This is a genomic window from Hydrogenispora ethanolica (assembly GCF_004340685.1).
In the GTDB taxonomy this organism is placed as follows: Bacteria; Bacillota; UBA4882; order UBA8346; family UBA8346; genus Hydrogenispora; species Hydrogenispora ethanolica.
This window is the reverse complement of the sequence record NZ_SLUN01000017.1, coordinates 92,976-114,358: the sequence shown is the minus strand read 5'-3', so window position 1 is coordinate 114,358 and position 21,383 is coordinate 92,976. Positions and strand designations below refer to the sequence as shown.

The window sequence follows — 21,383 nt, the reverse complement described above, 5'->3', positions numbered from 1 at the left end:
TTGCGGCAGCGTTTCGCCTTGTATAAACAGATTCATCACGGATTCAGGATCAAGCTATTGTGGAACAAAAAGGGAAATGAATTTCATGACAAGCTGCGAACTCCAAAAGCGACCTCTCTCCCGGCCTCTTCCGACGGATCCCATCCTGGACGTCGGAACTTGAACCTTCCCTGGTTTTGGTCCCCGGCGATGCCGATTCGAAGAAGAGTATTCGACGGGGAGAGGTGAATCGCCCGAAACTCGGGCCTATCTTTTAGGCCATTCGCTGAAGTTTTCAAGAGGCCCAAGTTTCAAGCTCCGTCATCCCTCTCCGCTGAATCCGCTTCTTTGAAATAACATCGTCGGAGAGGGCCGGGGTGAGGTTGTTCTTAGGCACCTCAAGCTTTTCCCGCATTTGTCGCTGTATACTGGACAGATAGCGTTCGTCTCAAAATATGTAATTATCGCTTGATGACATTGCGTCCCGAGGGAGGAGCGTCGCAAGGGGAAGGAGGAACTTCCGGAACGCCGGGAGGATCGTCCGGAGCACAAGGAAGAACTTCCGGGACGGAAAGCGGATCTTCCGGGATGAAAAGCGGAATTTCCGGAACTTAGGGAAGAATTTCCGGAGCGGATGGCGGAACTTCTAGAGCGCCAGGAAAGGCTGCGGAGGCTGCCGGCGGAACGGGAACGCCGCCGGGGAGAGCTTCGGGATGCCGGGGCCGGGGATGCCCGGCCGCCGCTTCGCGAAGGAGCGGGAGCCGGGCGAGTTTCGGACCGGGTAACCGGGGCTTACGGAAGAGGGCCGGCGCCGGTTACCACAGGCCGTATTCCTGGCCGCTCCGGATGATCTGGTCCATAACCTGGGCTTCGTCTCCGCCGCTGACCCGGATGACGATGGTGTCGTTCTGGCAGACGCCCAGGCTTAACAGGCCCAGCAGGCTTTTGAGGTTGGCTTCTTGTTCGCCCTTGCGGATGACGACATCCGATTTGACCTTGCCGACCTGGCTGACCAGCAGGGAAGCCGGACGGGCGTGCATGCCGTTCTCGCTTTTCACGGTTAAGGTGACCTCTTTCATGGGAAAAAACCTCCTTCGCTCTCACTTGCGGTTGGTTCGGGGAATTCCCGATATTTTAGCGGATCGATTCCGCCAGATACGCTTCGATCTCCGCCGCGGTGGCCAGTCCCAGCGCGTGCCGGGCATGCTCGGCGCAGGCTTTGAAATCCAGTTCGCGCAGGCGTTTTTTGGCAGCCGGCAGCGCGCCGGCATTCATGCTCAGTTCGTCCAGGCCCAGGCCGACCAGGACCGGGATCAGCCGGGGATCGCCGCCCGTCTCGCCGCAGAGCCCCACCCATTTGCCGGCGCGGTGGGCGTTGTCGACGGTCAGCTTCAAGAGCCGCAATACGCCGGGATGGAACGGGTTGTAAAGCGCGGCCACTTTTTGATTGGTGCGGTCGACCGCCAGGGAGTACTGGATCAGGTCGTTGGTGCCGATGCTGAAGAAATCGGCCTCCTGCGCCAGCAGGTCGGAGATGAGCGCCGCCGCCGGGATCTCAATCATGATCCCCAAGGGGACGTCGGGCCGGAAGGGGATTCCCGCCGCGGCCAGCTCTTCCCGGACCTCGGCCGCCACCGCTTTGGCGGCCCGCAACTCCTCGACCCCGGAGACCATCGGAAACATGATCCGCAGGTTGCCGTGGACCGAAGCCCGGTAAATGGCGCGCAGTTGGGTCTTGAAAAGGTCGCGCCGGTCCAGGCAGAGCCGGAGCGCCCGGTAGCCCAGGAAGGGATTGAGCTCCGCGCCGATGGGCAGATAGGGTAGTTGTTTGTCGCCGCCGATGTCCAGGGTGCGGACGATCACCGGCCGTTCCCCCATTTGGGCGAGCACGCTCTGGTAAGCTTTGAATTGCTGCTCCTCTGAGGGAGCGCTGGCCTGATCCATATACAGAAATTCGGTGCGGAACAATCCGATGGCCGTGGCTCCATGCTCCAGCGCCAGGGGCACTTCCTTGGGGCCGCCGATGTTGGCGGCCAGCTCGACCGGGTGTCCGTCCCGGGTCACCGCCGGGGCGTTTTTCAAGGCGGCCAGCTGGGCCCGTTCCTCCAGAAAACGGGCTCTGGCCGCGGCGTAGGCTTCGCGCTCCTCGGGAGCGGGCTGGACGATGACCCGTCCGGCCGCGCCGTCCACGATCAGGGGATCGCCGCTGCGGATCAGGGCCGGGGCCTCGGCCGCGCCGACCACCGCCGGGAGGCCGAAGGTGCGGGCCATGATCGCGGTATGCGAGGTGGGGCCGCCGAGGGCGGTGACGATGCCCAGGACCTTGCTCCGGTCCAGCTGGGCGGTTTCCGACGGCAGCAGGTCGTCGGCGACCAGAATGACCGGGTCGTTGATCCCGGAGAGCGTCTGGTAGGGAACGCCTTGCAAGGCGGCGGTGACCCGGCCGGCCACATCGCGCAGATCGGCGGCGCGCTCCTTGAGATAGTCGCTCTCCGCCTGCCCGATCAGGTCGATATATTGATCCATCACGGTCTTGAGGGCGTATTCGGCATTGACTTTTTCCGAGGCGATCAGGGCGGCCACGGCCGATTGCAGCTCGGGATCGGCCAGCATCATCCCGTGCGCCTCGAAGATCGCCGCCTGTTCCGGGCCGGCCGTTTCTTTCGCCCGCTCCACCAGGGCTGCGATCTGGGAGGCGGCGCGATCGACCGCGGCCTGAAACCGCGCCTGTTCGGCCCCAGGGTCGGCGATCTCCCGCCGGACCACCGCCAGGCTATGCTGCTCCAGGCGATAGGCGTTTCCGATGGCGATTCCGGCTGAGGCGGGAATTCCTTGTATCATGATGTCCTCCTTTTCCAATGAAAAAAGCATTAACTCATACCCAAAAAGAGGGGTTCGAGGTTAATGCCTGAAGATCAGTAACACACCGCGCGAAACCTTGGTTCATCTTCTTTTCCCCTTCATTTTACCCAATCGGCGGGCTTTTGGCAACCCCTTTTTGGGAGCGGCGGCGCGGATCTCCGCCCGGTACTTTTTGACGCAACGGGGCAGCGGCCCGCCTTGGGAAATACGCAGGGGTACGCCAAAGTCCCATCCATTCATTCTCCCGCAGAGACGCTGAGAAAAAACGAAACGATGTTGATTTTATGCGACTAAACTCTGCGCCTTTGCGCCTCTGCGGGAGTAATCAATCTTAAGACTCGTTTTCGGTTTATTTTTGACTTTGACGCAGCCCTGGGAAATACGCTGCTTGGCTTGCATCTTGATGGGGGTATGTTATAATATGGTTAATATTATGGGAGTATTATTCCATCCACTGGGGGGTGATGTTTTGCCGGAGGCCGGTCACGGATATGAAGTCGTCAAGGTCTTTAATAACAATGTCTTGCTGGCGAAACATCATGGCGCCGAGAAGATCCTGATCAAGAAGGGGCTGGGTTTCGGCCGCCGCACCGGCGACCGGATCGACGAGGCCACGGTCTTCGACAAGATCTTCGGGATGGAGAGCCACGAAACCAGCGCCAAATTCGATCAACTGATGGAGGCGGTCGACCCCGACCTGATCGGCCTCTGCGAAGAGGTTCTCTGCATGATCAGCACGGAGATCGACGATCCGGTCAATGCCGAGACCCACATCCGCCTGATCGACCATATCGCTTTCACCATCTACCGGCTGCGCCGCAACGATCAGATCGAGAATCCCTTTATCGTGGAGATCGAAACCCTCTACAGCCGGGAATACGCCATCGCCCGGAAGGCCGTGGCCATGCTTTCCGAAGCCTTGAAGCTGGAGATTCCGGAGAGCGAGATCGGCTTTATCGCCCTGCATATCCACTCGCTCCGCAATAACGGCAAGCTGTCCAACACCATCAAATGCGCTTCCATCTGCAACAGCGCGTTGGAGCTGATCGAGTCCGAGCTGCGGCTGTCGATCGACCGGAAGTCCATCGATTACGTCCGTTTCATCTCCCATATCCGCTTCGCGGTGGAACGGATCACCAAAAACATTCCGATCCGCAACGATCTGCTCTCCTCCATCAAGCGGACCTACAAGGCCTCATACAAGCTGGCCCAGGGAATCTCCGGCCTGATGGCCGAGGAGTTGCGCCTGAAAGTGCCCGACGCCGAGACCGGTTATATCGCGTTGCATATCGAGCGCTTAAAAAACGTCGCCACCGGCTTGACAAATATTTAACAATCGCTTAAAATCAAATTAATAGCATATTTGTTAATTTGAACTAGCGTGCTACCCATGGGCAAAAGCTGGAAAGTGTATACTTTTCGGCTTTTTTTATTTTTTCCGGAATTTTTAGCGCAATGAGCGGATGAACGGATGGTCCGCCTGCTCGGGAGCCGCAGCGGGTTCGCCCGCCAATCGAGAGAATTTCAAATCGCTTCGAAAAAGCTTCGCACCACAATATATTGATTGATATATCCGGGCTACTCACTATATATTGTGTGGCGAAGGGAATGTTATGGTAATTTGAAATTCTCTGAATCACGTACTGACTCCGGCACAAGCCGGGTTGGAAATAAAAAAATGGAGGGAATGGAATGTCACAGCAAAATTGGATGGCTAGTATTCAAAAGCTGGGGAAAGCATTGATGACTCCGGTGGCCGTGCTCCCTGCGGCTGCGCTCCTGCTGCGCTTGGGAGCGGGCGACGTCCTCAATCTGAAATGGATGTTCGCCGCCGGCGACGCGATCTTCGGCAACCTGGCGTTGTTATTCGCCATCGGCATTGCGATCGGATTCGCCGAAGAGAACAACGGCGTGGCCGGTCTGGCCGCGGCGGTGGGCTACTTTGTCCTGACCAAAGTGGCGGGTACCTTCAACGAACACATCAACATGGGAGTCCTGGCCGGTATCGTTTCCGGTATCATGGCCGGCGTTCTTTACAACAAGTATAAAGCGATTAAAGTCCCCGATTTTCTGGGATTTTTCGGCGGCAAACGCTTTGTGCCGATCATTACTTCATTTTATGCGTTGATCCTGGGCGTCTTGGCCGGCTATATCTGGCCCTTGATCCAGGACGGCATCAATGCCTTCGGCACCGCGATCGCCAATTCCGGCTCAATCGGCGGTTTCTTCTTCGGCACCTTGAACCGGTTGCTCATCCCCTTCGGCCTGCACCATGTGATTAATACCTTCACCTGGTTCCAGTTCGGCCAGTTCACCGACGCCGCCGGCAAAGTGATCACCGGCGACCTCTCCCGTTTCTTCGCCGGCGATCCCACGGCCGGAACCTTTATGACCGGGTTCTTCCCGATTATGATGTTCGCCCTGCCCGCGGCCTGTCTGGCGATGATCTCCGCCGCCAAGCCCGAGAACCGCAAAGCCGTCACCGGCATGCTGCTGGGCGTGGCGTTTACTTCGCTGCTGACCGGCATCACCGAGCCGATCGAGTTCCTCTTCATGTTCCTGGCGCCGGTGCTTTACGTCATGCACGCCCTGTTGACCGGCATCTCCCTGGCGGTATCCGCCGCCATGGGCATCAAAATCGGTTTCGGTTTCTCGGCCGGACTGATCGACTATGTGCTGAGCTTCAATATTTCGCAGAAGCCGCTGGAAGCGCTGATTCTCGGCGTCATCTTTGCGGTGGTCTATTACTTTGTCTTCCTGTACTGCATCAAAAAATTCAATATCCCCACCCCGGGCCGGATCGAGGATGAGGAATCCGCCGAACTGCTCGGCTTGGGCCAGAGCGATCTGAAAGACCGCGCCGTGGAGATCCTCAAGGCCATCGGCGGCAAAGAGAATATCACCGTGGTCGATGCCTGCATCACCCGGGTCCGGGTCACCGTCAAGGACGGCTCCAAGGTCGACGAGGCCAGACTGAAGGCGCTCGGCGCCACCGCCGTGCTGAAGATGCCGGGCAACAACTTCCAGATCGTCGTCGGAACCGTGGCCGATCCGCTGGTCACCCACATGAAGGCGGTCATGAGCAATAAAGGTCTGAGCGTATAATTTATAGCCAAGGCACAGGAGCTTCGCGGCTCCTGTGCCGCTTTTCCACCTCTTTTTGGGAATTTTTGCTCTTTTCCGGCCATGCTTTACGGCAAGAAAGTTGTTTCGGAATAATGAATTCATCTGACATCGAAGGAATATCGGAAACTTGCGGCGTTTTCATACGTTATCCCAAATGAATTGGAGCCCAACCGCAGGAGGAACCGGTTTTCAGGGAAGAAGGGGGCCGTCGGAATGAAACGTTTACTGGACTGCGACCGCAGCGATCTGGAGGCCATGACCAAGGCCGAGCTGTTGACCGCCATCCGGGCCAGCGAGGGCCGGGTCATCGTCAGCGAGGTCATCGGCGCTTTTCAACCGCTCTTGCATAGCGTCACCAATGCCGAAGTGGCTTGCGCCTTCGGCGCCGATATCCTGTTGCTGAATATGTTCGACGTCTTTGAGCCGGTGGTGAACGGTCTGACCGCGGTCGCGCCGGAGGAACGGATTCGGGAGTTAAAACGGTTGACCGGCCGGATCGTGGGGGTCAATCTGGAACCGGTGGCGGACGAAAGCTCGCCCGTGGAAACCGTCTCCTTGAGCAGGGGCAGGCGCGCCAATGCCGAGACCGCCCGGCGCGCTTGCGAGCTGGGCGCCGATTTTGTGATGCTGACCGGCAATCCGGCCACCGCCGTCAGCAACCGGGGAATTTTAAAAGCCATCGCCGCCATCCGGGAAGCCGTGGGCGACCGGCTGATCATCGGCGCCGGAAAGATGCATGCGGCAGGAATTATGACGGAACTGGGCGAAGATATCATCACCCAGGAAGAGCTGGGGCAGTTTCGGGCGGCTGGCGCGGACATCATTTTATTGCCGGCTCCGGGGACCGTGCCCGGAATTACGCCGGAAGCGGTCCGGGAGCTGGTGCGGACGGTCCACCGTTCGGGCGGCCTGACCATGACCGCGATCGGAACTTCCCAGGAGGGCGCCGACGAGCAGACGATCCGCCAGATTGCCTTGATGTGCAAGATGACCGGGACCGACCTGCATCATTTGGGGGACGCCGGGTTTCCGGGTATGGCGGTTCCCGAGAATATCATGAGCTATAGCATTGCGATCCGGGGCAAACGGCACACCTATGCGCGCATGGCGCGGTCGGTAAACCGCTGACCGTTGCCCCGCCGCAACCGTTTTCTTGTTTCATGCGATGAAACGGGCGAGGCTGCCGCTTTTTCACTGTGCCACCGCAGGGAAGGCGGAGGGTCCGGTCCGTTTCATTTCATCAATCAAGAAAATACGCCGCTACGGTTGGAATGTTACGACCGCAACGGCCAATTGGGATTCGGAGGAGTGGTTTCATGCAAGCCTTCAAAAACATTCGTTTGGTTACCGAGTCGGGAGTCCTCGAAGACCGCGCGGTGGTCTTTGACGACCGGATTGTTGAGATTGGAGCCGGGGCGGACTTGGCTCCGGGAATTGAGCGGCTGGACGGAGACGGGATGTATTTGGCGCCCGGCCTGATCGATCTTCATATTCACGGCTGCGCCGGGTATGATACCATGGACGAAGACCCGCGCGCGCTGGGGGAAATCGCCAAAGCCCTGGTGCGGACGGGAGTGACGGCTTTTCTGGCCACCACCATGACCATGGAGTTCCAGCGGATCATGGGCGCGCTGGAACGGATCCGCAACTACCGCCCGGAGCCCGGCGGGGCCCGGATCCTCGGTTGCCATCTGGAAGGACCCTTTATCAGCCGGGCCTATAAAGGCGCCCAGGATGAAACCTATATTTTGAATCCCGATTTCAGCCTCATTGAGCCCTATTCCGACATCATCCGGATGATTGCCGTGGCCCCGGAGCAGCAGGGGAGCATCGATTTTATCGGCAGCTGTTGCCGGAAGGGGATCCGGGTGGCCATCGGCCACAGTGATGCGACGCTGGCGGAAGCGGCGGCGGCCATCGTCGCCGGGGCGGCGCAGATCACCCATACGTTTAACGCCATGTCGCCGCTGCACCACCGGGAGCCGGGAGTCGTCGGCGCGGCATTACTGTACGACGTGACCTGCGAGTTGATCGCCGATAATATCCATGTCCATCCCGAGATGCAACGGCTGTTGCTGAAGAACAAGGGGCTGGACCGGGTGGTCCTGATCACCGACGCCATGCGGGCCTGTCTCTTGCAGGACGGCCAATATGATCTGGGGGGCCAGGCAGTCCAGGTCCACGACGGGCAGGCCCGGCTCGGCGATGGCACCTTGGCCGGCAGCGTGCTCACCCTGGACCGCGCGGTCCGCAACTTCGCCCAAAATACCGGCCTCCCGCCGGAGAAAGCGTTGCGCCTGGCCACCGTCAATCCCGCCAATTGTCTGGGATTCGGCCAAAAGGGCCGGATCGCCGTTGGCAAGGACGCCGATTTTGTCCTGCTGGACGAGGAGTTGAACGTCATCCGGACCTATGTCGCCGGGCAACTTGTTTATCAAGCAATGTGAAAAAACAGCTTATTGCTTGAAAACATTGCCAAAGAACAACATCTTGTCAGAGATCAAAGATATCCTGACGTAACGATCGAGGAGGAACCTCATGTTCAGTTTTTTCAACAAGAAGAAGACTATCGTATTGCAAGCTCCGGTCGCGGGAAAGGCTGTCGATATCGCGACGGTGCCCGATGAAGTGTTCGCCGGAAAGATCGTCGGGGACGGCCTGGCCTTTGACCCGGCGGAAGGAGTTCTTTATTCCCCGGTCAACGGCGAGATCGTGCAGGTCTTTCCGACTAAGCACGCCATTGGCCTCCGGACGGCGGAAGGCCTGGAGATCTTGCTGCATATCGGGATCGACACGGTGGGCATGAAAGGGGAGGGTTTCGAGAGCTTTGTGACAGCCGGTCAAAAAGTAAAGGCCGGCGATAAGCTCATGACCTTCGATCTGGCATTGATCGGCCAAAAAGCGAAGTCGACCGCGCTGCCGATGATCATTACCAACATGGACCGGGTGAAATCGGTATCCTGCCGCTATGGTCCGGTCAATCCCCATTCCAAAGTGGCCGAGGTTATCTTGAAATAGCCAATTCCGCCGGGTGCTGCGGATCCGGCCACGGACAGTGCAGCATCTCAATTCCCCCGCCGCAGAACTCCTGGATCCGGCGGATTAAACGGCCGGTTGCCGCCTGAAGCATGGCGGAGCCGGTCGTTTCGTTTCCTTGGATAATGAAGAAACAGTGCCGTGTCTCTTCCGTGACTTTGGTCTTCTCCACCTGCCGCACTTCCAGCCGGCAGAGCACTTCATCGGCCTCGTCGATATAGGCATATTCCCCGGCCCGGGCCGCTCGCGGCCCATCACCCAGCGGATGGAAGAGCTCGCTGCCGTCGGTGAGCCGGAAGCGGACGTTGCCGGCGATCCGCTCCAGATCATGAGCGCCCATGGCCAGGCGGGTCTCGGCTGAGATTAAATTATAGATGTCCACCAGCAGGTTCACCCGGGGCAATTCGCCCTTTTTGGCGAGAAATTTCAGCAGGTTCTCCGGCGCCGGGATGGTGGTCCGGTTCCGGGGGCAAGCGATCCGTTCGTGCAAGCGATGATAACCGGCCAGCACCGGATCGGCGGCAAGCTCCTCCGGACTCAGCCGCGCCAGCAGGGCGGAGGTGGCGGCCCGTTTCAACCGGTCAAATTCCGGGTCCGCGAGCCGATTGGAAAGGTTGCGCATGACGAAGAAGACCACCGGGATTCCCAAAGCGTCGATCTCCGGCGCGACCGTGGCGTTGAAAGGTTGTGCCATCACCAATTCTCCAGTTAACTTGATTTTAGTTTTAACCAATGGATGCGGCGGTCGGGAACGAAGCCCATTCCTAGCGCCAGCTTCATGGAAGGCAGATTGTCCTCCTCAATGTGCAAGAAGGGCAGTTGTCCCTCCTGCCGCAGACGCTGACAGATGGCGGAAAGCAGCTGGCGTCCGTAGCCTTGGCAGCGGTACTCCTGGAGTACGTTCAGAAAGCCGATCGCCCCGTCGTCCTGCGTCAACACCCAGCCGGCCAATGCCCCGTCGCCGGCGGGGATTCCGTAGCCGACGCCGTTGCGGATCCGTTCGTCGATGTAGGCAATCGAAGTAAAGGACTGATAATGGGAGTGCTGATAGAGATAGGCGGCATCCGCGGGCGCCAGCCGGCGCAGGCCCCGGAACGGGCCGTCCGGGAGAGCCGTCCGCTCCGGCAGATACAGCTTGAGACAGGAGAGCTGCCAATCGACCTTCTCTTTTCCGGGCAATTGCGCCACCATCCAGTCTTCCAAAATCGCAAAATATTGATCGGACGGCTCGAGCTCGCGGGTGAGCGCGGCAAATTCAGCCGGCGCTACACTGCTGATATATATCCAGTCCTGGTCGCTCCGGCCGCGGATGAGTACGGAGCTTCCTTCGACCCGGATGGAACTGACCGGATAGGAACGGCAAAAATTGATCAGGTTGCAGTTTCGCAGCGGGTCCTGGGCGAGCAATGGCAGAATATCGGATAAGGAATTCATTATCGCACCTCGTAGTGGAGATTGTTGCGAAGCCATACCCCCATTATAGGAAAGAATGCCGGGAGTGGCAATTCTTTGGGAAAAATGTAACCCGATGTTAAATCTTGGGATGCAATGCATCGCCGCACGCCAGGAAGCTATATAAGTTGAATTAAATATCTGTTATGCATCATGTCCCTAAAACCGGCCATGATGGATAAATTAAGGAATTTAATTCAACTTATTACCGCTGAAATAGGATGAAATAAATTCCGTTTTTTATTCCTTTGCATTCGGCCTTAGGAATGCAAATCTTTAGTACAGAAATTTATTTCATCCTATATATCTGGAGCGCCGGGTTGCAAATGTGCCTGCGGCGCGGTTCCCTTGCCAAGGGATCGTAATAAAGATAGTGTGGGACACCATGCAGTGGAAAGCCGGTGAGAGGAGATGAAAAATGAAAGGCAGACACCGGAATGTCATTTACTATCAGGACCAGACCCATCCATTGGCGGGAACGCTCGCCAAACCGTTTACCCATGTGATCGTCGCTGCTTTTCATTTCCAAGCGGACGGAGCGATCCGATTCCATAATGACTCGCCGGACGCGCCCCGTTTCGCCGGGCTCTGGCGGGATGTCGCCGCGGTGCGGGAGAGTGGCCGGAAAATATTGATGATGCTTGGCGGAGCCGGTAACGGCACCTGGCGCTACATTCACCAAAACGCCTGCACGGCGGTAGAGACGCTGCTTCATGTAATCGACGCCTATCAGCTGGATGGCATCGATCTGGACTGGGAGGAATGGTGGGAAGTCCCCTATGATCCGGAGCAGCTTTTTTCGCAATTAATCAGCGATCTGTCGGAACGCGCCGGTCGTAAGCTGATCATCACCATGGCGCCGGTCGCTCGGCAAATTTGGGGAAAAGGGCCGGGGCCCCCGGGTCTGTACCAGAAGATCCTGGAGAATACCCGGGGACGCGTCAATTGGTTCAATGTCCAGTTTTACAGCGGATTTGGCAGCCTGCAGACTCCGGCGGATTACCGGAGAGCGATCCGGGCCGGTTTCGAGCCGCACCGTCTGGTGGCGGGGAGTCTTACCGGGCCCCAGGCCGGTGAAGGTTATATCGATCCCGGCTCGTTAGCCCTGACCGTCCGGGAATTGGCCGAGGAGTACCCCGATTTCGGCGGGGTGGACGGCTGGGAGTATGTTTATACTGTGGGAACGCCGTGGGCCAATTGTTTACAACGGGCCATGAATGTAACCGGCCGCTGACAGCCACCGTTTTCCCTTCATAGCAACAAGCCTCCCGTGAACCACTGCGGTTTCAGGAGGCTTTTTTTACGATCAAGCTTGGAAAAGATAGAGGGACGGCGCGTCAGAGCAAGGCGGATTCGGAGGCGCCGTCGCTGAACCGGATCTGTTCGGATCCAATGGTCCGGCTGTTGCCGAAGAGCTCGATCCGCTGATTGGCGGAGCCCTTCAACTCCAGAAAAATCCCGCTGTCGTCCGCCAGCCAGTTGCCGTGGAGCAAGGCGCGGTTAACATCCTCCAGCTGGACGACGGGTTGCTCCGGATCGGAGTTCGCGGTCATGCACCGCGCCAACTCCACATCGGCGGAGCGGGTGATCCGGAAAGCCGGGCCGTCCTGGTTGGAGACGAAGACGTGATGCAAGGCGAGCCCCTGCAGATTGGCGCAGAGCAGTCCTTTTTTGGCCATGGGCTCAAGATGGGTCATCATGTCCGGGTACTCGGGAGCGGCCGCCTCCGCCATTTGGATCACGACGTTATCGAGGGTTATCTCGGAAATCGGCAGTTCGGGCAGGCCGAATAGAAAGGCGGCGGCGGTTCGGACCTCCCGGGCCGTAATATTGCTGAGGTGAATCCGGCGGAAAGCCGGCGTCCGCTCGGTGACCGGATGAGAATTCTGATCCGCTACCTGGGGCTCTTTCCCGCCCGGACCGCAGTGATAATACAGGTGCATGACGATGGGGCAGAGCACGTCTTTCATAATGATGTTGTCGACCCGCACATCCTCGACCACGCCGCCGCGGCCGCGCCTTGATTTGAGGCGGATGCCGCGATCGGTCCCTTCAAAGACGCAATTGGAAATGGCGACATTCCGGACGCCGCCGCTCATTTCGCTGCCGATCACCACGCCGCCGTGGCCATGAATCATGGTGCAATTGGTGATGGTGATGTTTTCGCAGGGAATCCGGCGACCGCACTCCTCGGTGCCGGATTTTAGCGTAATGCAGTCGTCTCCCACATCGATCTGGCAATTGGTGATGCGTACATTCTGGCAGGAGTCGGGGTTGATCCCGTCGGTATTCGGAGAGAGCGCCGGGTTTCGAATGGAGATGTGATGGACTGTCACATTTTCACAAGCGACCGGATGGATGGTCCAGGCCGGTGAATTGACGAGCGTTACCCCCTCAATTAATACGTTCGTACAATCGTCAAATCCGATGAAGCAGGGCCTGGGGTATGGCAGGTTCTTTTGCCGAAAGCTCACCCACCAAGGCTCGCCTTGGCCGTCCAGCACTCCATGGCCGGTGAGCGTGACATTTTGAAGATCTTTGCCGTAGATCAGCGGCGAGAAGACTTCCCGCTCCACCCCTTCCCAGCGTGAAAAGACCACTGGAAAGTCGGCGGGATCCGCGCTGAAGACCACTCTGGCTCCGGCCGCAATATGGAGGGTAATATTGCTGGCCAGACGGATCGGGCCGGTACGAAAGGTTCCCGCCGGAACATGAATCACCCCGCCGCCTGCCGCGGAACAAGCCTGCACCGCGGCATGAAAGGCCTCGGTGCATAAGGTTTCTCCGTCGGGCAAAGCCCCGAACTCAGTAATGCTTACAGACTCAGCTGTCATACCTATCGAGCCCTCCAAACATCTATAAGATGAAAAAATCTTGACCCGGACATCCAGTAGGAATGAACGTTGCGGTTTGGTTATATTCCGTTATCCTAAACCGTTACATCCTTACCCGGTTGCCCAATGATACAGCACACCGCTCGACTCTGCCCCTGGATGGAGCGGGCAAGTAAAACCGCATGATAACTGATTAATATCATACTAATTTTTCAGTGGATAATCTGCTTCTTTTTTGTGGATTTTTTATTTTTTGAACATATTTTGCGGAAACGAGACCGAAACCGCTCAAAATTTTTAATGATTTTCTAAAAAGCTTTGATCGACGCCGAAAAATGGGGGACAGACTCCGTACCGACGGCATAGGGTTTGGAAAGCCCGAGATACGGATAGTTTGGTGGGCGGCGCGGCGGAGGACGGGAGGGGTTAACCGCTGATGAAGGATGGGGCCGGCAACGAGCGGGGATACGGCCAGAGGATGACGGAACTAAATTTCTTGCATTTTTTGTGATTATTCAAAATACCTCACATATTTTGCTTTGCGTCCAATTTACAAAATGTTAAAATTGCATCAGGGTGATGAAGATGACGCAGTTACATTGCGAGTTTAAAAATGCTGTCAACACGTTCAAGGTCTCCAATAAAAAAGTATCCGGTCATTACAATATGGCCGGAAATCATTTTCATAACTATTACGAAATCTACTACCTGCTTTCCGGAGAGCGCTACTACTTCATCAAGGATCGCACCTTTTACGTGACCAAAGGGGACCTCATCTTCATCGATCAGTATGAACTGCATAAAACCACTGATACCGGAGTGCCCGACCATGAACGGGTGCTGATCTATTTCACCGAGGATTTCATCATGACCCGCGGCGGCATGTTACCGGAAATCCTGACGCTGCTTTTTAAGAACGGTAATCCTTTGGTCCGGCTCTCGTTGTCGGGGCGCAATTTCGTCGAGGATCTGTTCCGCAAGATGCTCCAAGAGGCCCAGGTGAAAGGAACCGGTTATGAAATGGCGTTTCAAGCGCTGCTGATGCAGTTTCTGGTCTACATGGCCCGTTATTTGGAGCAAAATCAGACGAATATTTTTGATCATCCCAGCCCGATGCATCAGAAAGTGTCGGAAGTCGCGCAATATATTAACGGACATTATTCGGAGACCCTCACGCTCACGTTTCTCTCCAAGCGCTTTTTTATCAGTCCGTATTATCTGAGCCGAATCTTCAAGGAGGTGACCGGTTTTTCCTTTATCGAGTACCTGAATAACATCCGGATCAAAGAGGCGCAAAAACTGTTGCGGGAGAGTCGCACCAAAGTGATTACTATCGCTGAAAAAGTGGGCTTTGGCAATGTGGCCCATTTTGGCAGGGTCTTTAAAGGCATCACCGGACAGACACCCCTTCAATATCGCAAACAAAACGGTTAAACCGTGACGCTGCGGTAGCGGTCGAGACCGCAGTGTGATTTCAATTCGGGAGGTTCACTCACGATGATTTCACCTGCTTTGCCCAAACGGCATAGTGTCATGTTTACCTGGCTGTTATATTACATCCTTTTATTGCTGGTGCCGGTTTCGATCTCCGGATTCGTCTACCTGATGACCACCAATGTTTTGGAGAAAGAGATCACCAACTCCAACTCCTTTCTTTTAAAAAAAGTCCAACAACAGATGGACAGCCTGCTTGAGCAAGCGGCGCGGTTGAGCAATGAGATCGCGGTCAATCCGCGGGTGAACGAGCTGCTGAAAATGGAGCGGCCCGCCCAGCTAAATCCGTATAACCTTTACCAACTGGTCCGCAATCTCCAAACCTATAAGATGCTCAACAATTCCATCGATGATTTCTATATTTACCTCAAAAACATCGACCGGATCATCTCGGCCGAAGGAAGCTTTGACAGCCAATCCTATTACACCATGTATTTCGCGGGTACCGGAATGACCTATTCCCAGTGGCTGCGGCTCGTCAGCGCCCGTTACCGCGATGCCGCGCTGCCTATCCGGTATGAAAACAGTCTCGGCGAGGTGGCCCATACCATCGCCTTTTTCCGGACGATCCCCCTCTTTTCCCGGGGACCGGCTTCGGCCAACATCGTGATTACGCTGGATGAGTCCAGGCTAATCAACGACGTGACCGATATCGGCCTGCTTAACCAGGGGAGCGTGTTGATCCTGGACCGGAATAACCGGGTGTTGGCTTCTTCCAATCATTTGCAGGATTATTCGGAGCTTCCCTACAGCAAATTGGGGGATGGGAACGGCTTTATTCACCAGCGCTTTGGCGGCAAGGATTCGGTGGTCTCCTATATTACCTCCCAGAAATCGGAATGGCGTTATCTGGTGATCACGCCCATCAGCGTGTTTTGGCAGAAGGCCGATTACGTGCGGAATCTGACCCTTTTCAGTCTGGCCCTCTGTTTGGTGGCCGGCGGAATCATTACCTATTTCGCTTTGCGCAAGAATTACAATCCGCTCGAGAAACTGATCCGCCTGCTGGAACAGTATCAAGGTTCCAGTTTCGACGCTGACAACAATGAATACTCCTTTATTCAGCAGGCCATCGCCCGGGCCTACGCCAAGCTGGAAAAGGTGAACCTGAATCTTAAGCAACAGAATAAGCTGCTGCGTTCGCATTTCTTGAGCCGGCTGTTGCAGGGCAAAGAGACGGATCCGCTGCATATTCAGGAGCGCTTGACGTTTCACGACATTCAATTCAAATCCGACCGTTTTGCGGTGATGGCTTTCGATATCGCCGATTTCTGCGGCGCGGCGGGCGGAAGCGGTCTGTCCGGCGCCACCGTCGACGCCGCGATCGTGGAGAACTTCAAGAAACTCCAAACGCTCGTGACGAGTTCGGTGACGGGTCTGGTGGGCGAGACGAATCAGGCTTTTTTCACCGATATCGACGACTTCCTGGTCTGCTTGGTCAATTTTGCCGAAGGCCAAAATGAACGGGCGGAATTGGTCCGGGTGGCCCGCGCCGCCCAAACCATGTTGAAAGAGAAATTGAAAGTCCGGATGCTGGTGGCGGCGAGCAATATCCATCCGACCCTCGCCGGCATCCCGGAGGCGTTTCATGAGGCGCTGCAGGCCATGGAGTATCAAAAACTGCTGGAGATCGGGGAGATCATTCTGTACGAGGATCTCAACGGCCTGCCCAAAGGGGAGTATTATTACCCCCTGGACAAGGAGCAGCAACTGATCAATTGCATCAAGACCGGGGATCTGGAACGCTCGGAGCTTATTTTGAACGAGATCTTCCACAATAACTTCGAAAAATCGATCTTGCCGGTCAAGATCGCCCGCTGCCTGATGTTCAACTTGGTCAGCACGATGATCAAGACCGTCGATTCCATCAATGACGCCGGGCGCCAGAGCTTTTTGGAGGAACTCAACCCCATCGAACGGCTATTGGCCTGCGAATCGATTAACGACATGAAAACCGAGTTGCGCTCGATTTTGAAGAACTTCTGCGCTTATATCCAGCGCCAGACCAAGGAGCGCAATAAAAACCGGGTGAAAGAGTCGGATATGATTTTGAAAGACCGGGTCGTGGAGTATGTGGTGAAACGGTATGCCGATCCCAATCTGGGGATCACCACCATCGCCCAGGAGTTCGGCGTCCATCCGGTCCATCTGTCGCGCACCTTTTTGGAAGAAGCGGGCGAAGGGCTGCTGGATTTCATCAACGGAGTGCGCCTGAGAAAATCGAAGGAGCTCTTCACCCAGATGAATAACCTCGACGAAGTGGCCAAGGCCGTCGGCTATTCCAATACCCGCACTTTCACCCGGGCCTTCAAGAAATACGAAGGAACCACGCCGGGCAAATACAAAGAGTCGGAGTACATCGCCCGCGGGGTGGGCTGACGAAAAGCACATTCCATCACCGCGCTCAAAGGATTCACCGCCAAACAGAGAAATGGGGGGGTGTTGGAGGTGAAACGGAAATTTCGCAGTATCGTTTTGATTGGCCTGCTCGTTTTGGTGACCGGCACCGGTTTGTCCGCCCATCCGCGCTATCCGCTGCGGACCAATGTGACGCTGACTTGGTGGATGGAGCTCCATGCCAATGTGGCGCTGGTCGCCAAGAATTTCGGCGACACCGAGTTCGCCAAGGAGCTGCAGAAGCGCACCGGCGTCCGGATCAAGTTTCTTCATCCCCCGTTGGGCCAGGCGAAAGAGGCCTTCGATCTGATGCTGGCCTCGGGGGATCTGCCGGATATCATCGAATACAACTGGTTTGATATTCCGGGCGGGCCCAACAGCGCTCTGGAGAATGGCTACATTTTGCGGCTGAACCCGATCATGAACCGTTTCGCGCCCCATCTGAAACGGTATCTGAAAAAGCACCCCGTCTACGATAAGATGGTCAAGACCGACGAGGGGAACTATTATGTCTTCCCCTTCATCCGCGGCAGCCGGTCGCTGGTGGCGACCTCGGGGCCGTTAATCCGCGAGGACTGGCTGGACGAGTTGGGGTTGGGGATCCCGGAGACGCTGGATGACTGGTATGGGGTTCTCAAAGCGTTCAAAGAGAAAAAAGGCGCTGATCCGGCATTTACCTGCGAAGCCACCGGACCCGGATTGACCGGCTCCACCGTCAACCAAACCTTTGAAGGCGGAATGGACAGCTATCGCGACTTTTATGTGGATCATGGCAAGGTCAGGTACGGCTCGATCGAGCCGCAACGCAAGCAGTATTTCGCGCTCATGAACAAATGGTACCATGAAGGGCTGATTGATAAGAACTTCGGCACCAACACCCGCAAGGCGGTGGACGCCAATATCCTGTCGGGCAAAAGCGGGGCCTGCTATGGTTCGGGCGGCAGCGGCCTCGGCCGTTACATGGCGGCCATGGCCGGGAAGAAGGGGTCCTTCCGGCTCATCGGAGCGCCGTTCCCCACTCCCCAAAGAGGTAAGTTGCCGCGGTTTTCGTTCCTGACTCCGCCGTACGGCCCGAAAAATAACGGCAGCGCCGCCATTACGGCGCGGTGCCGGAATATCGAGGCGGCCGCGCGGCTGCTCGACTACGCCTACAGCCCGGAGGGCAGCTTATTCTATAATTTTGGCATCCGGGGCTTGACCTTCAGGATGGTCAGGGGATATCCGGCCTATACGCGGCTGATCCTGAAGAATCCCGACGGCCTCGCCGACACCATGGTGATGTCCAATTACCTGCGCGGCCATACCAACGGCCCCTTTGTCCAGGACCGGCGCTATCTGGAGCAATACTATCAACGGCCGGAGCAAAAAGCGGCCATCCGGAACTGGAGCAAAACCGATTTCGCCCGGTTCATGATGCCGCCGGTGACGCCGACCCCCGGGGAGAGCGAGGAACTGTCCCAGATCATGAACGACATCAACGCCTTTAATGACGAGATGACCATGAAATTCATCATGGGAGTGGAACCGGTCAGCGGCTTCGACCGCTTTGTCGCCCAGATGAAACGGCTCGGCATCGACAGGGCCATTCAAATTTACCAGCGGGCTTACAGCCGTTATCTGAACCGGTAATTCAGCGTCATATAGCATTTTGCGAAAGCGGGAATTGATTCGGCGGACGGTTGGGCCGCTGCCAAACGCCGTTTGCCGGATTCACAAATAAAAGGAGGGAAATGAATGAGCCGTTTTCAATGGGGTTTTCGGGTTTTAGGGTCCGCTGTTTTGCTGGGATGCCTCTTGGTGGGAATGCTCGCGGTTCAAAGCTTTGCCGCGGGATTCCTGGTGGATGACAACTTCAACGGGGACCCGGTCGGCGCCAAACCGGCCGGCTACGAGATTGAGGAGACCGGCGGCAAGGTCGGAGTCGCCGCTTTTCCCAGCGAGGCGGAGAAGAGCCTCTTTTTGGACGATCCCGGCGACAAAGTGATCAAGGTGACCAAAGTATTCGCGCCGCAAAGCGGCACGGTGGTGGCGGAAATCGCTTTTCTGCAGCCGGTCGTCAGCAGCACCGCCAAGGTCATTCGCCTGCTGGATAAGGAGAAAGCCAACGCCGCGGTTCACCTGGAGACCCGTTCCGGCGCCAAGCTGGCCTATAAAAACGGCGACGGCAGCTTTACCGAGATCGGCGATTATCAGGCCGGCGTCTGGTACAACTTTAAGATCGTGGCCGATGTGGCCGCCCAAAAGGCCGACATTTACCTCGGCAACGAATTGAAGCTGAAACAGGTCCCGTTTCTGGCGCCGGTCAAAGAGATCGGCGCGCTGGATTCCTACACCCCCGGCAGCAGCGCCAGAGGGCATTACCTGGACAACATCCGGGTGGCGGCGGAGTAAACCATGGTCATTTGAAATGTTCTGAATCCACAACTAGAGGAGTGAATCACTTGATTTCTTTGCGGACTTTCTCATTCACCGGTTTCATGCCCGGCCGGGCGCTCGAACCCCACAGCGATGCGGCCGGGGCGGCCGCGGCGCCAGGCGGCTCCTGGGCCCGGCGCACCGCCGATTCGGTCATGAAGAGCCATCCCTTGCTCATGGAGCGCTGGCACTATGAGTTCGGCCTGATGCTCAAGGCCATCGCCGCAGTCTGGCGGGCCAGCGGCGACCCCCGCTATTTCGACTTCATCCGGCGGAACATGGAGCACTTCGTCGACGAGCAGGGCCGGATCCAGACCTACCGGGTCGGCGAGTACAACCTGGACCAGGTCAATTCGGGAAAAATCCTGCTGCTGCTGGATCAGGCCACCGGCGATCCGCGCTATCGGAAGGCAGCCGCGCAGCTGCGGGAACAATTGGCCGGGCATCCCCGGACCGCGGCCGGCGGTTTTTGGCACAAAAAGATCTATCCCCATCAGATGTGGCTGGACGGCATCTACATGGAAGCGCCTTTCTACGCCGAATATGCCAAAGTCTTCGCGGAGCCGGCCGGCTTCGACGACGTGGCCAACCAGATCATCCTCGTCGCCGAGCATACCCGCGATCCCCGGACGGGCCTCTTCTACCACGGCTGGGATGAGAGCAAGACGCAAGCCTGGGCCGACCCGGAGACCGGCTGCTCGCCGCATTTCTGGGGCCGGGCGGTGGGCTGGTACGCCATGGCCCTGGTCGATGCGCTCGATTATTTCCCGGCGGACCACCCGGCCCGGCCGCGGCTCCTGCAGATTTTGCAGGGATTGGCCGAGGCCGTGGCCAAGGTGCAGGATCCCGAGAGCGGACTCTGGTATCAGGTGCTGGATCAAGGCCCACGGGCAGGAAACTACCTGGAGGCCTCGGGCTCGGCGATGTTCGTCTATGCGCTGGCCAAAGGGGTCCGCCAGGGTTATCTGGATGAAGGCTACCGCTCCGTGGCCGGGCGCGGCTTCCAGGGCATGATTGACCGGCTGGTGGCGGTCGATCCCGCCGGAGGGGTTCATCTGAACCAGATCTGCCAAGTGGCGGGCCTGGGCCGTTACGAACCGACCCAGCCCTACCGGGACGGCTCCTATGCGTATTACGTGGGCGAACCGAAGGTGGCCGACGATTTCAAAGGAGTCGGACCCTTCATCCTGGCCTGCGTGGAGATGGAACGGGGCCGGTAAGAACGGGGGAAAGCCGATCATTGGCTGCTTTTTGTCCAGGGGCGGAGCCGCGGTTCAAACCGCGGCCCGCCCCTTGATTTAAACCGAGGTTTCGTCATTTTTGCAAAAACTTTCATATTATATATAAGTTTCGAAAAAATAAAATTAATCGGTTAAAAGAAATTTATGTATCGAAAAATTGATTATCAAGCCTGAAATTTGATTTATCGGGATCGATAATTGAATTGTCATCCCTGGAAATTGGATTCCCGGCGGCGGATTTTCAATTCTCCGGACTGGAATTTCGATTCTCCCGATGGGAAATGCGATTCTCGGGAGCGAATGATCAATTCTCAGGGCTGGAAATCCGATTCTCCGGACGGAAAATTGAATTTCCGGGATCGCCAAGCGATGGGGTCGGCCAATTTAGCGTTTTTCTTCGGGTGGAAAGTGGAGCGGGAACGGTGGATAGGGTTCCATTTTGGGATGCTCCTTGCGGATAGCTGTGACTCCGGTCATGTGATCGGAGTCACTTTTTTTATGCCGCGAATCACCGCCGGAAGTGATCTCTGACTCAATCCCCGCGGCT

At 57.0% G+C, this 21,383-nt stretch carries 16 protein-coding genes; 11 read left to right on the top strand and 5 right to left on the bottom strand.

Going from position 1 to position 21,383, the window contains the following annotated elements:
* Positions 1-794 precede the first annotated feature (794 nt).
* The gene (locus EDC14_RS14480) at positions 795-1,058 is read right to left on the bottom strand and encodes an HPr family phosphocarrier protein (RefSeq protein ID WP_132015015.1); all 264 of its coding nucleotides are present in this window, start codon (positions 1,056-1,058) and stop codon (positions 795-797) included.
* 55 nt (positions 1,059-1,113) lie between these two features.
* A complete protein-coding gene (gene ptsP, locus EDC14_RS14475) occupies positions 1,114-2,820 on the bottom strand; it encodes a phosphoenolpyruvate--protein phosphotransferase (protein ID WP_132015014.1) in 1,707 nt (568 codons plus the stop codon).
* Between the two features lie 454 nt (positions 2,821-3,274).
* Between ptsP and EDC14_RS14470 the strand changes: the two genes are divergently transcribed.
* The 5 genes from EDC14_RS14470 (at position 3,275) to EDC14_RS14450 (ending at position 8,985) form a co-directional block, all read left to right on the top strand.
* Positions 3,275-4,174 carry a BglG family transcription antiterminator gene (locus EDC14_RS14470; RefSeq protein ID WP_132015031.1) on the top strand — a complete coding sequence of 300 codons (900 nt, stop codon included), beginning with the start codon at positions 3,275-3,277 and terminating at the stop codon, positions 4,172-4,174.
* 359 nt (positions 4,175-4,533) lie between these two features.
* Positions 4,534-5,946, top strand: coding sequence for an N-acetylglucosamine-specific PTS transporter subunit IIBC (gene nagE, locus EDC14_RS14465; RefSeq protein WP_132015013.1), 1,413 nt, complete (start codon positions 4,534-4,536; stop codon positions 5,944-5,946).
* A gap of 234 nt (positions 5,947-6,180) precedes the next feature.
* Complete coding sequence (locus tag EDC14_RS14460; RefSeq protein WP_132015012.1) at positions 6,181-7,095, top strand: DUF7916 family protein; 915 nt, start codon at positions 6,181-6,183, stop codon at positions 7,093-7,095.
* Positions 7,096-7,283: 188 nt separating this feature from the next.
* A complete protein-coding gene (gene nagA, locus EDC14_RS14455) occupies positions 7,284-8,414 on the top strand; it encodes an N-acetylglucosamine-6-phosphate deacetylase (RefSeq protein WP_132015011.1) in 1,131 nt (376 codons plus the stop codon).
* A gap of 91 nt (positions 8,415-8,505) precedes the next feature.
* Positions 8,506-8,985 carry a PTS sugar transporter subunit IIA gene (locus EDC14_RS14450; RefSeq protein ID WP_132015010.1) on the top strand — a complete coding sequence of 160 codons (480 nt, stop codon included), beginning with the start codon at positions 8,506-8,508 and terminating at the stop codon, positions 8,983-8,985.
* Here EDC14_RS14450 and EDC14_RS14445 read toward each other — a convergent pair.
* Together EDC14_RS14445 and EDC14_RS14440 are read right to left on the bottom strand one after the other, a co-directional pair.
* On the bottom strand, positions 8,972-9,697 hold the full coding sequence (locus EDC14_RS14445) for a B3/B4 domain-containing protein (RefSeq protein ID WP_132015009.1): 726 nt from the start codon (positions 9,695-9,697) through the stop codon (positions 8,972-8,974). The two genes, EDC14_RS14450 and EDC14_RS14445, sit on opposite strands and share 14 nt — an antisense overlap.
* 14 nt (positions 9,698-9,711) lie before the next feature.
* Positions 9,712-10,437, bottom strand: coding sequence for a GNAT family N-acetyltransferase (locus tag EDC14_RS14440; RefSeq protein WP_165908029.1), 726 nt, complete (start codon positions 10,435-10,437; stop codon positions 9,712-9,714).
* 436 nt (positions 10,438-10,873) lie between these two features.
* On the opposite strand from EDC14_RS14440, the gene EDC14_RS14435 reads away from it, so the two are divergent.
* Entirely contained in the window at positions 10,874-11,689 is an 816-nt protein-coding gene (locus EDC14_RS14435) for a glycosyl hydrolase family 18 protein (protein WP_132015007.1), read from the top strand.
* Between the two features lie 103 nt (positions 11,690-11,792).
* Here the strand turns inward: EDC14_RS14435 and EDC14_RS14430 are convergent, their stop codons facing one another.
* A complete protein-coding gene (locus EDC14_RS14430; RefSeq protein WP_132015006.1) occupies positions 11,793-13,289 on the bottom strand; it encodes a glycoside hydrolase family 28 protein in 1,497 nt (498 codons plus the stop codon).
* A 585-nt stretch (positions 13,290-13,874) separates the two neighbouring features.
* Here EDC14_RS14430 and EDC14_RS14425 point away from each other — a divergent pair.
* From EDC14_RS14425 to EDC14_RS14405, 5 genes are all read left to right on the top strand, one after another.
* On the top strand, positions 13,875-14,723 hold the full coding sequence (locus EDC14_RS14425) for an AraC family transcriptional regulator (RefSeq protein WP_165908028.1): 849 nt from the start codon (positions 13,875-13,877) through the stop codon (positions 14,721-14,723).
* 63 nt (positions 14,724-14,786) lie between these two features.
* On the top strand, positions 14,787-17,162 hold the full coding sequence (locus tag EDC14_RS14420; protein ID WP_132015004.1) for a helix-turn-helix domain-containing protein: 2,376 nt from the start codon (positions 14,787-14,789) through the stop codon (positions 17,160-17,162).
* 69 nt (positions 17,163-17,231) lie between these two features.
* Positions 17,232-18,809 (top strand): extracellular solute-binding protein, encoded by a 1,578-nt coding sequence (locus EDC14_RS14415; protein ID WP_132015003.1) that lies wholly within the window; start codon positions 17,232-17,234, stop codon positions 18,807-18,809.
* Positions 18,810-18,914: 105 nt separating this feature from the next.
* Positions 18,915-19,571 carry a hypothetical protein gene (locus EDC14_RS14410; protein WP_132015002.1) on the top strand — a complete coding sequence of 219 codons (657 nt, stop codon included), beginning with the start codon at positions 18,915-18,917 and terminating at the stop codon, positions 19,569-19,571.
* A gap of 50 nt (positions 19,572-19,621) precedes the next feature.
* Complete coding sequence (locus EDC14_RS14405) at positions 19,622-20,815, top strand: glycoside hydrolase family 88/105 protein (protein ID WP_279388762.1); 1,194 nt, start codon at positions 19,622-19,624, stop codon at positions 20,813-20,815.
* Positions 20,816-21,383 lie beyond the last annotated feature (568 nt).

What these genes read in the sequence shown, in the direction of transcription:
- EDC14_RS14410 (WP_132015002.1), top strand. Translation starts at nt 18,915, where the DNA reads ATGAGCCGTTTTCAATGGGGTTTTCGGGTTTTAGGGTCCGCTGTTTTG.
- EDC14_RS14445 (WP_132015009.1), bottom strand. Translation starts at nt 9,697, where the DNA reads ATGGCACAACCTTTCAACGCCACGGTCGCGCCGGAGATCGACGCTTTG.
- EDC14_RS14425 (WP_165908028.1), top strand. Translation starts at nt 13,875, where the DNA reads ATGACGCAGTTACATTGCGAGTTTAAAAATGCTGTCAACACGTTCAAG.
- nagE (WP_132015013.1), top strand. Translation starts at nt 4,534, where the DNA reads ATGTCACAGCAAAATTGGATGGCTAGTATTCAAAAGCTGGGGAAAGCA.
- EDC14_RS14470 (WP_132015031.1), top strand. Translation starts at nt 3,275, where the DNA reads ATGGGAGTATTATTCCATCCACTGGGGGGTGATGTTTTGCCGGAGGCC.
- nagA (WP_132015011.1), top strand. Translation starts at nt 7,284, where the DNA reads ATGCAAGCCTTCAAAAACATTCGTTTGGTTACCGAGTCGGGAGTCCTC.
- EDC14_RS14440 (WP_165908029.1), bottom strand. Translation starts at nt 10,437, where the DNA reads ATGAATTCCTTATCCGATATTCTGCCATTGCTCGCCCAGGACCCGCTG.
- EDC14_RS14480 (WP_132015015.1), bottom strand. Translation starts at nt 1,058, where the DNA reads ATGAAAGAGGTCACCTTAACCGTGAAAAGCGAGAACGGCATGCACGCC.
- EDC14_RS14420 (WP_132015004.1), top strand. Translation starts at nt 14,787, where the DNA reads ATGATTTCACCTGCTTTGCCCAAACGGCATAGTGTCATGTTTACCTGG.
- EDC14_RS14460 (WP_132015012.1), top strand. Translation starts at nt 6,181, where the DNA reads ATGAAACGTTTACTGGACTGCGACCGCAGCGATCTGGAGGCCATGACC.
- EDC14_RS14450 (WP_132015010.1), top strand. Translation starts at nt 8,506, where the DNA reads ATGTTCAGTTTTTTCAACAAGAAGAAGACTATCGTATTGCAAGCTCCG.
- EDC14_RS14430 (WP_132015006.1), bottom strand. Translation starts at nt 13,289, where the DNA reads ATGACAGCTGAGTCTGTAAGCATTACTGAGTTCGGGGCTTTGCCCGAC.
- ptsP (WP_132015014.1), bottom strand. Translation starts at nt 2,820, where the DNA reads ATGATACAAGGAATTCCCGCCTCAGCCGGAATCGCCATCGGAAACGCC.
- EDC14_RS14435 (WP_132015007.1), top strand. Translation starts at nt 10,874, where the DNA reads ATGAAAGGCAGACACCGGAATGTCATTTACTATCAGGACCAGACCCAT.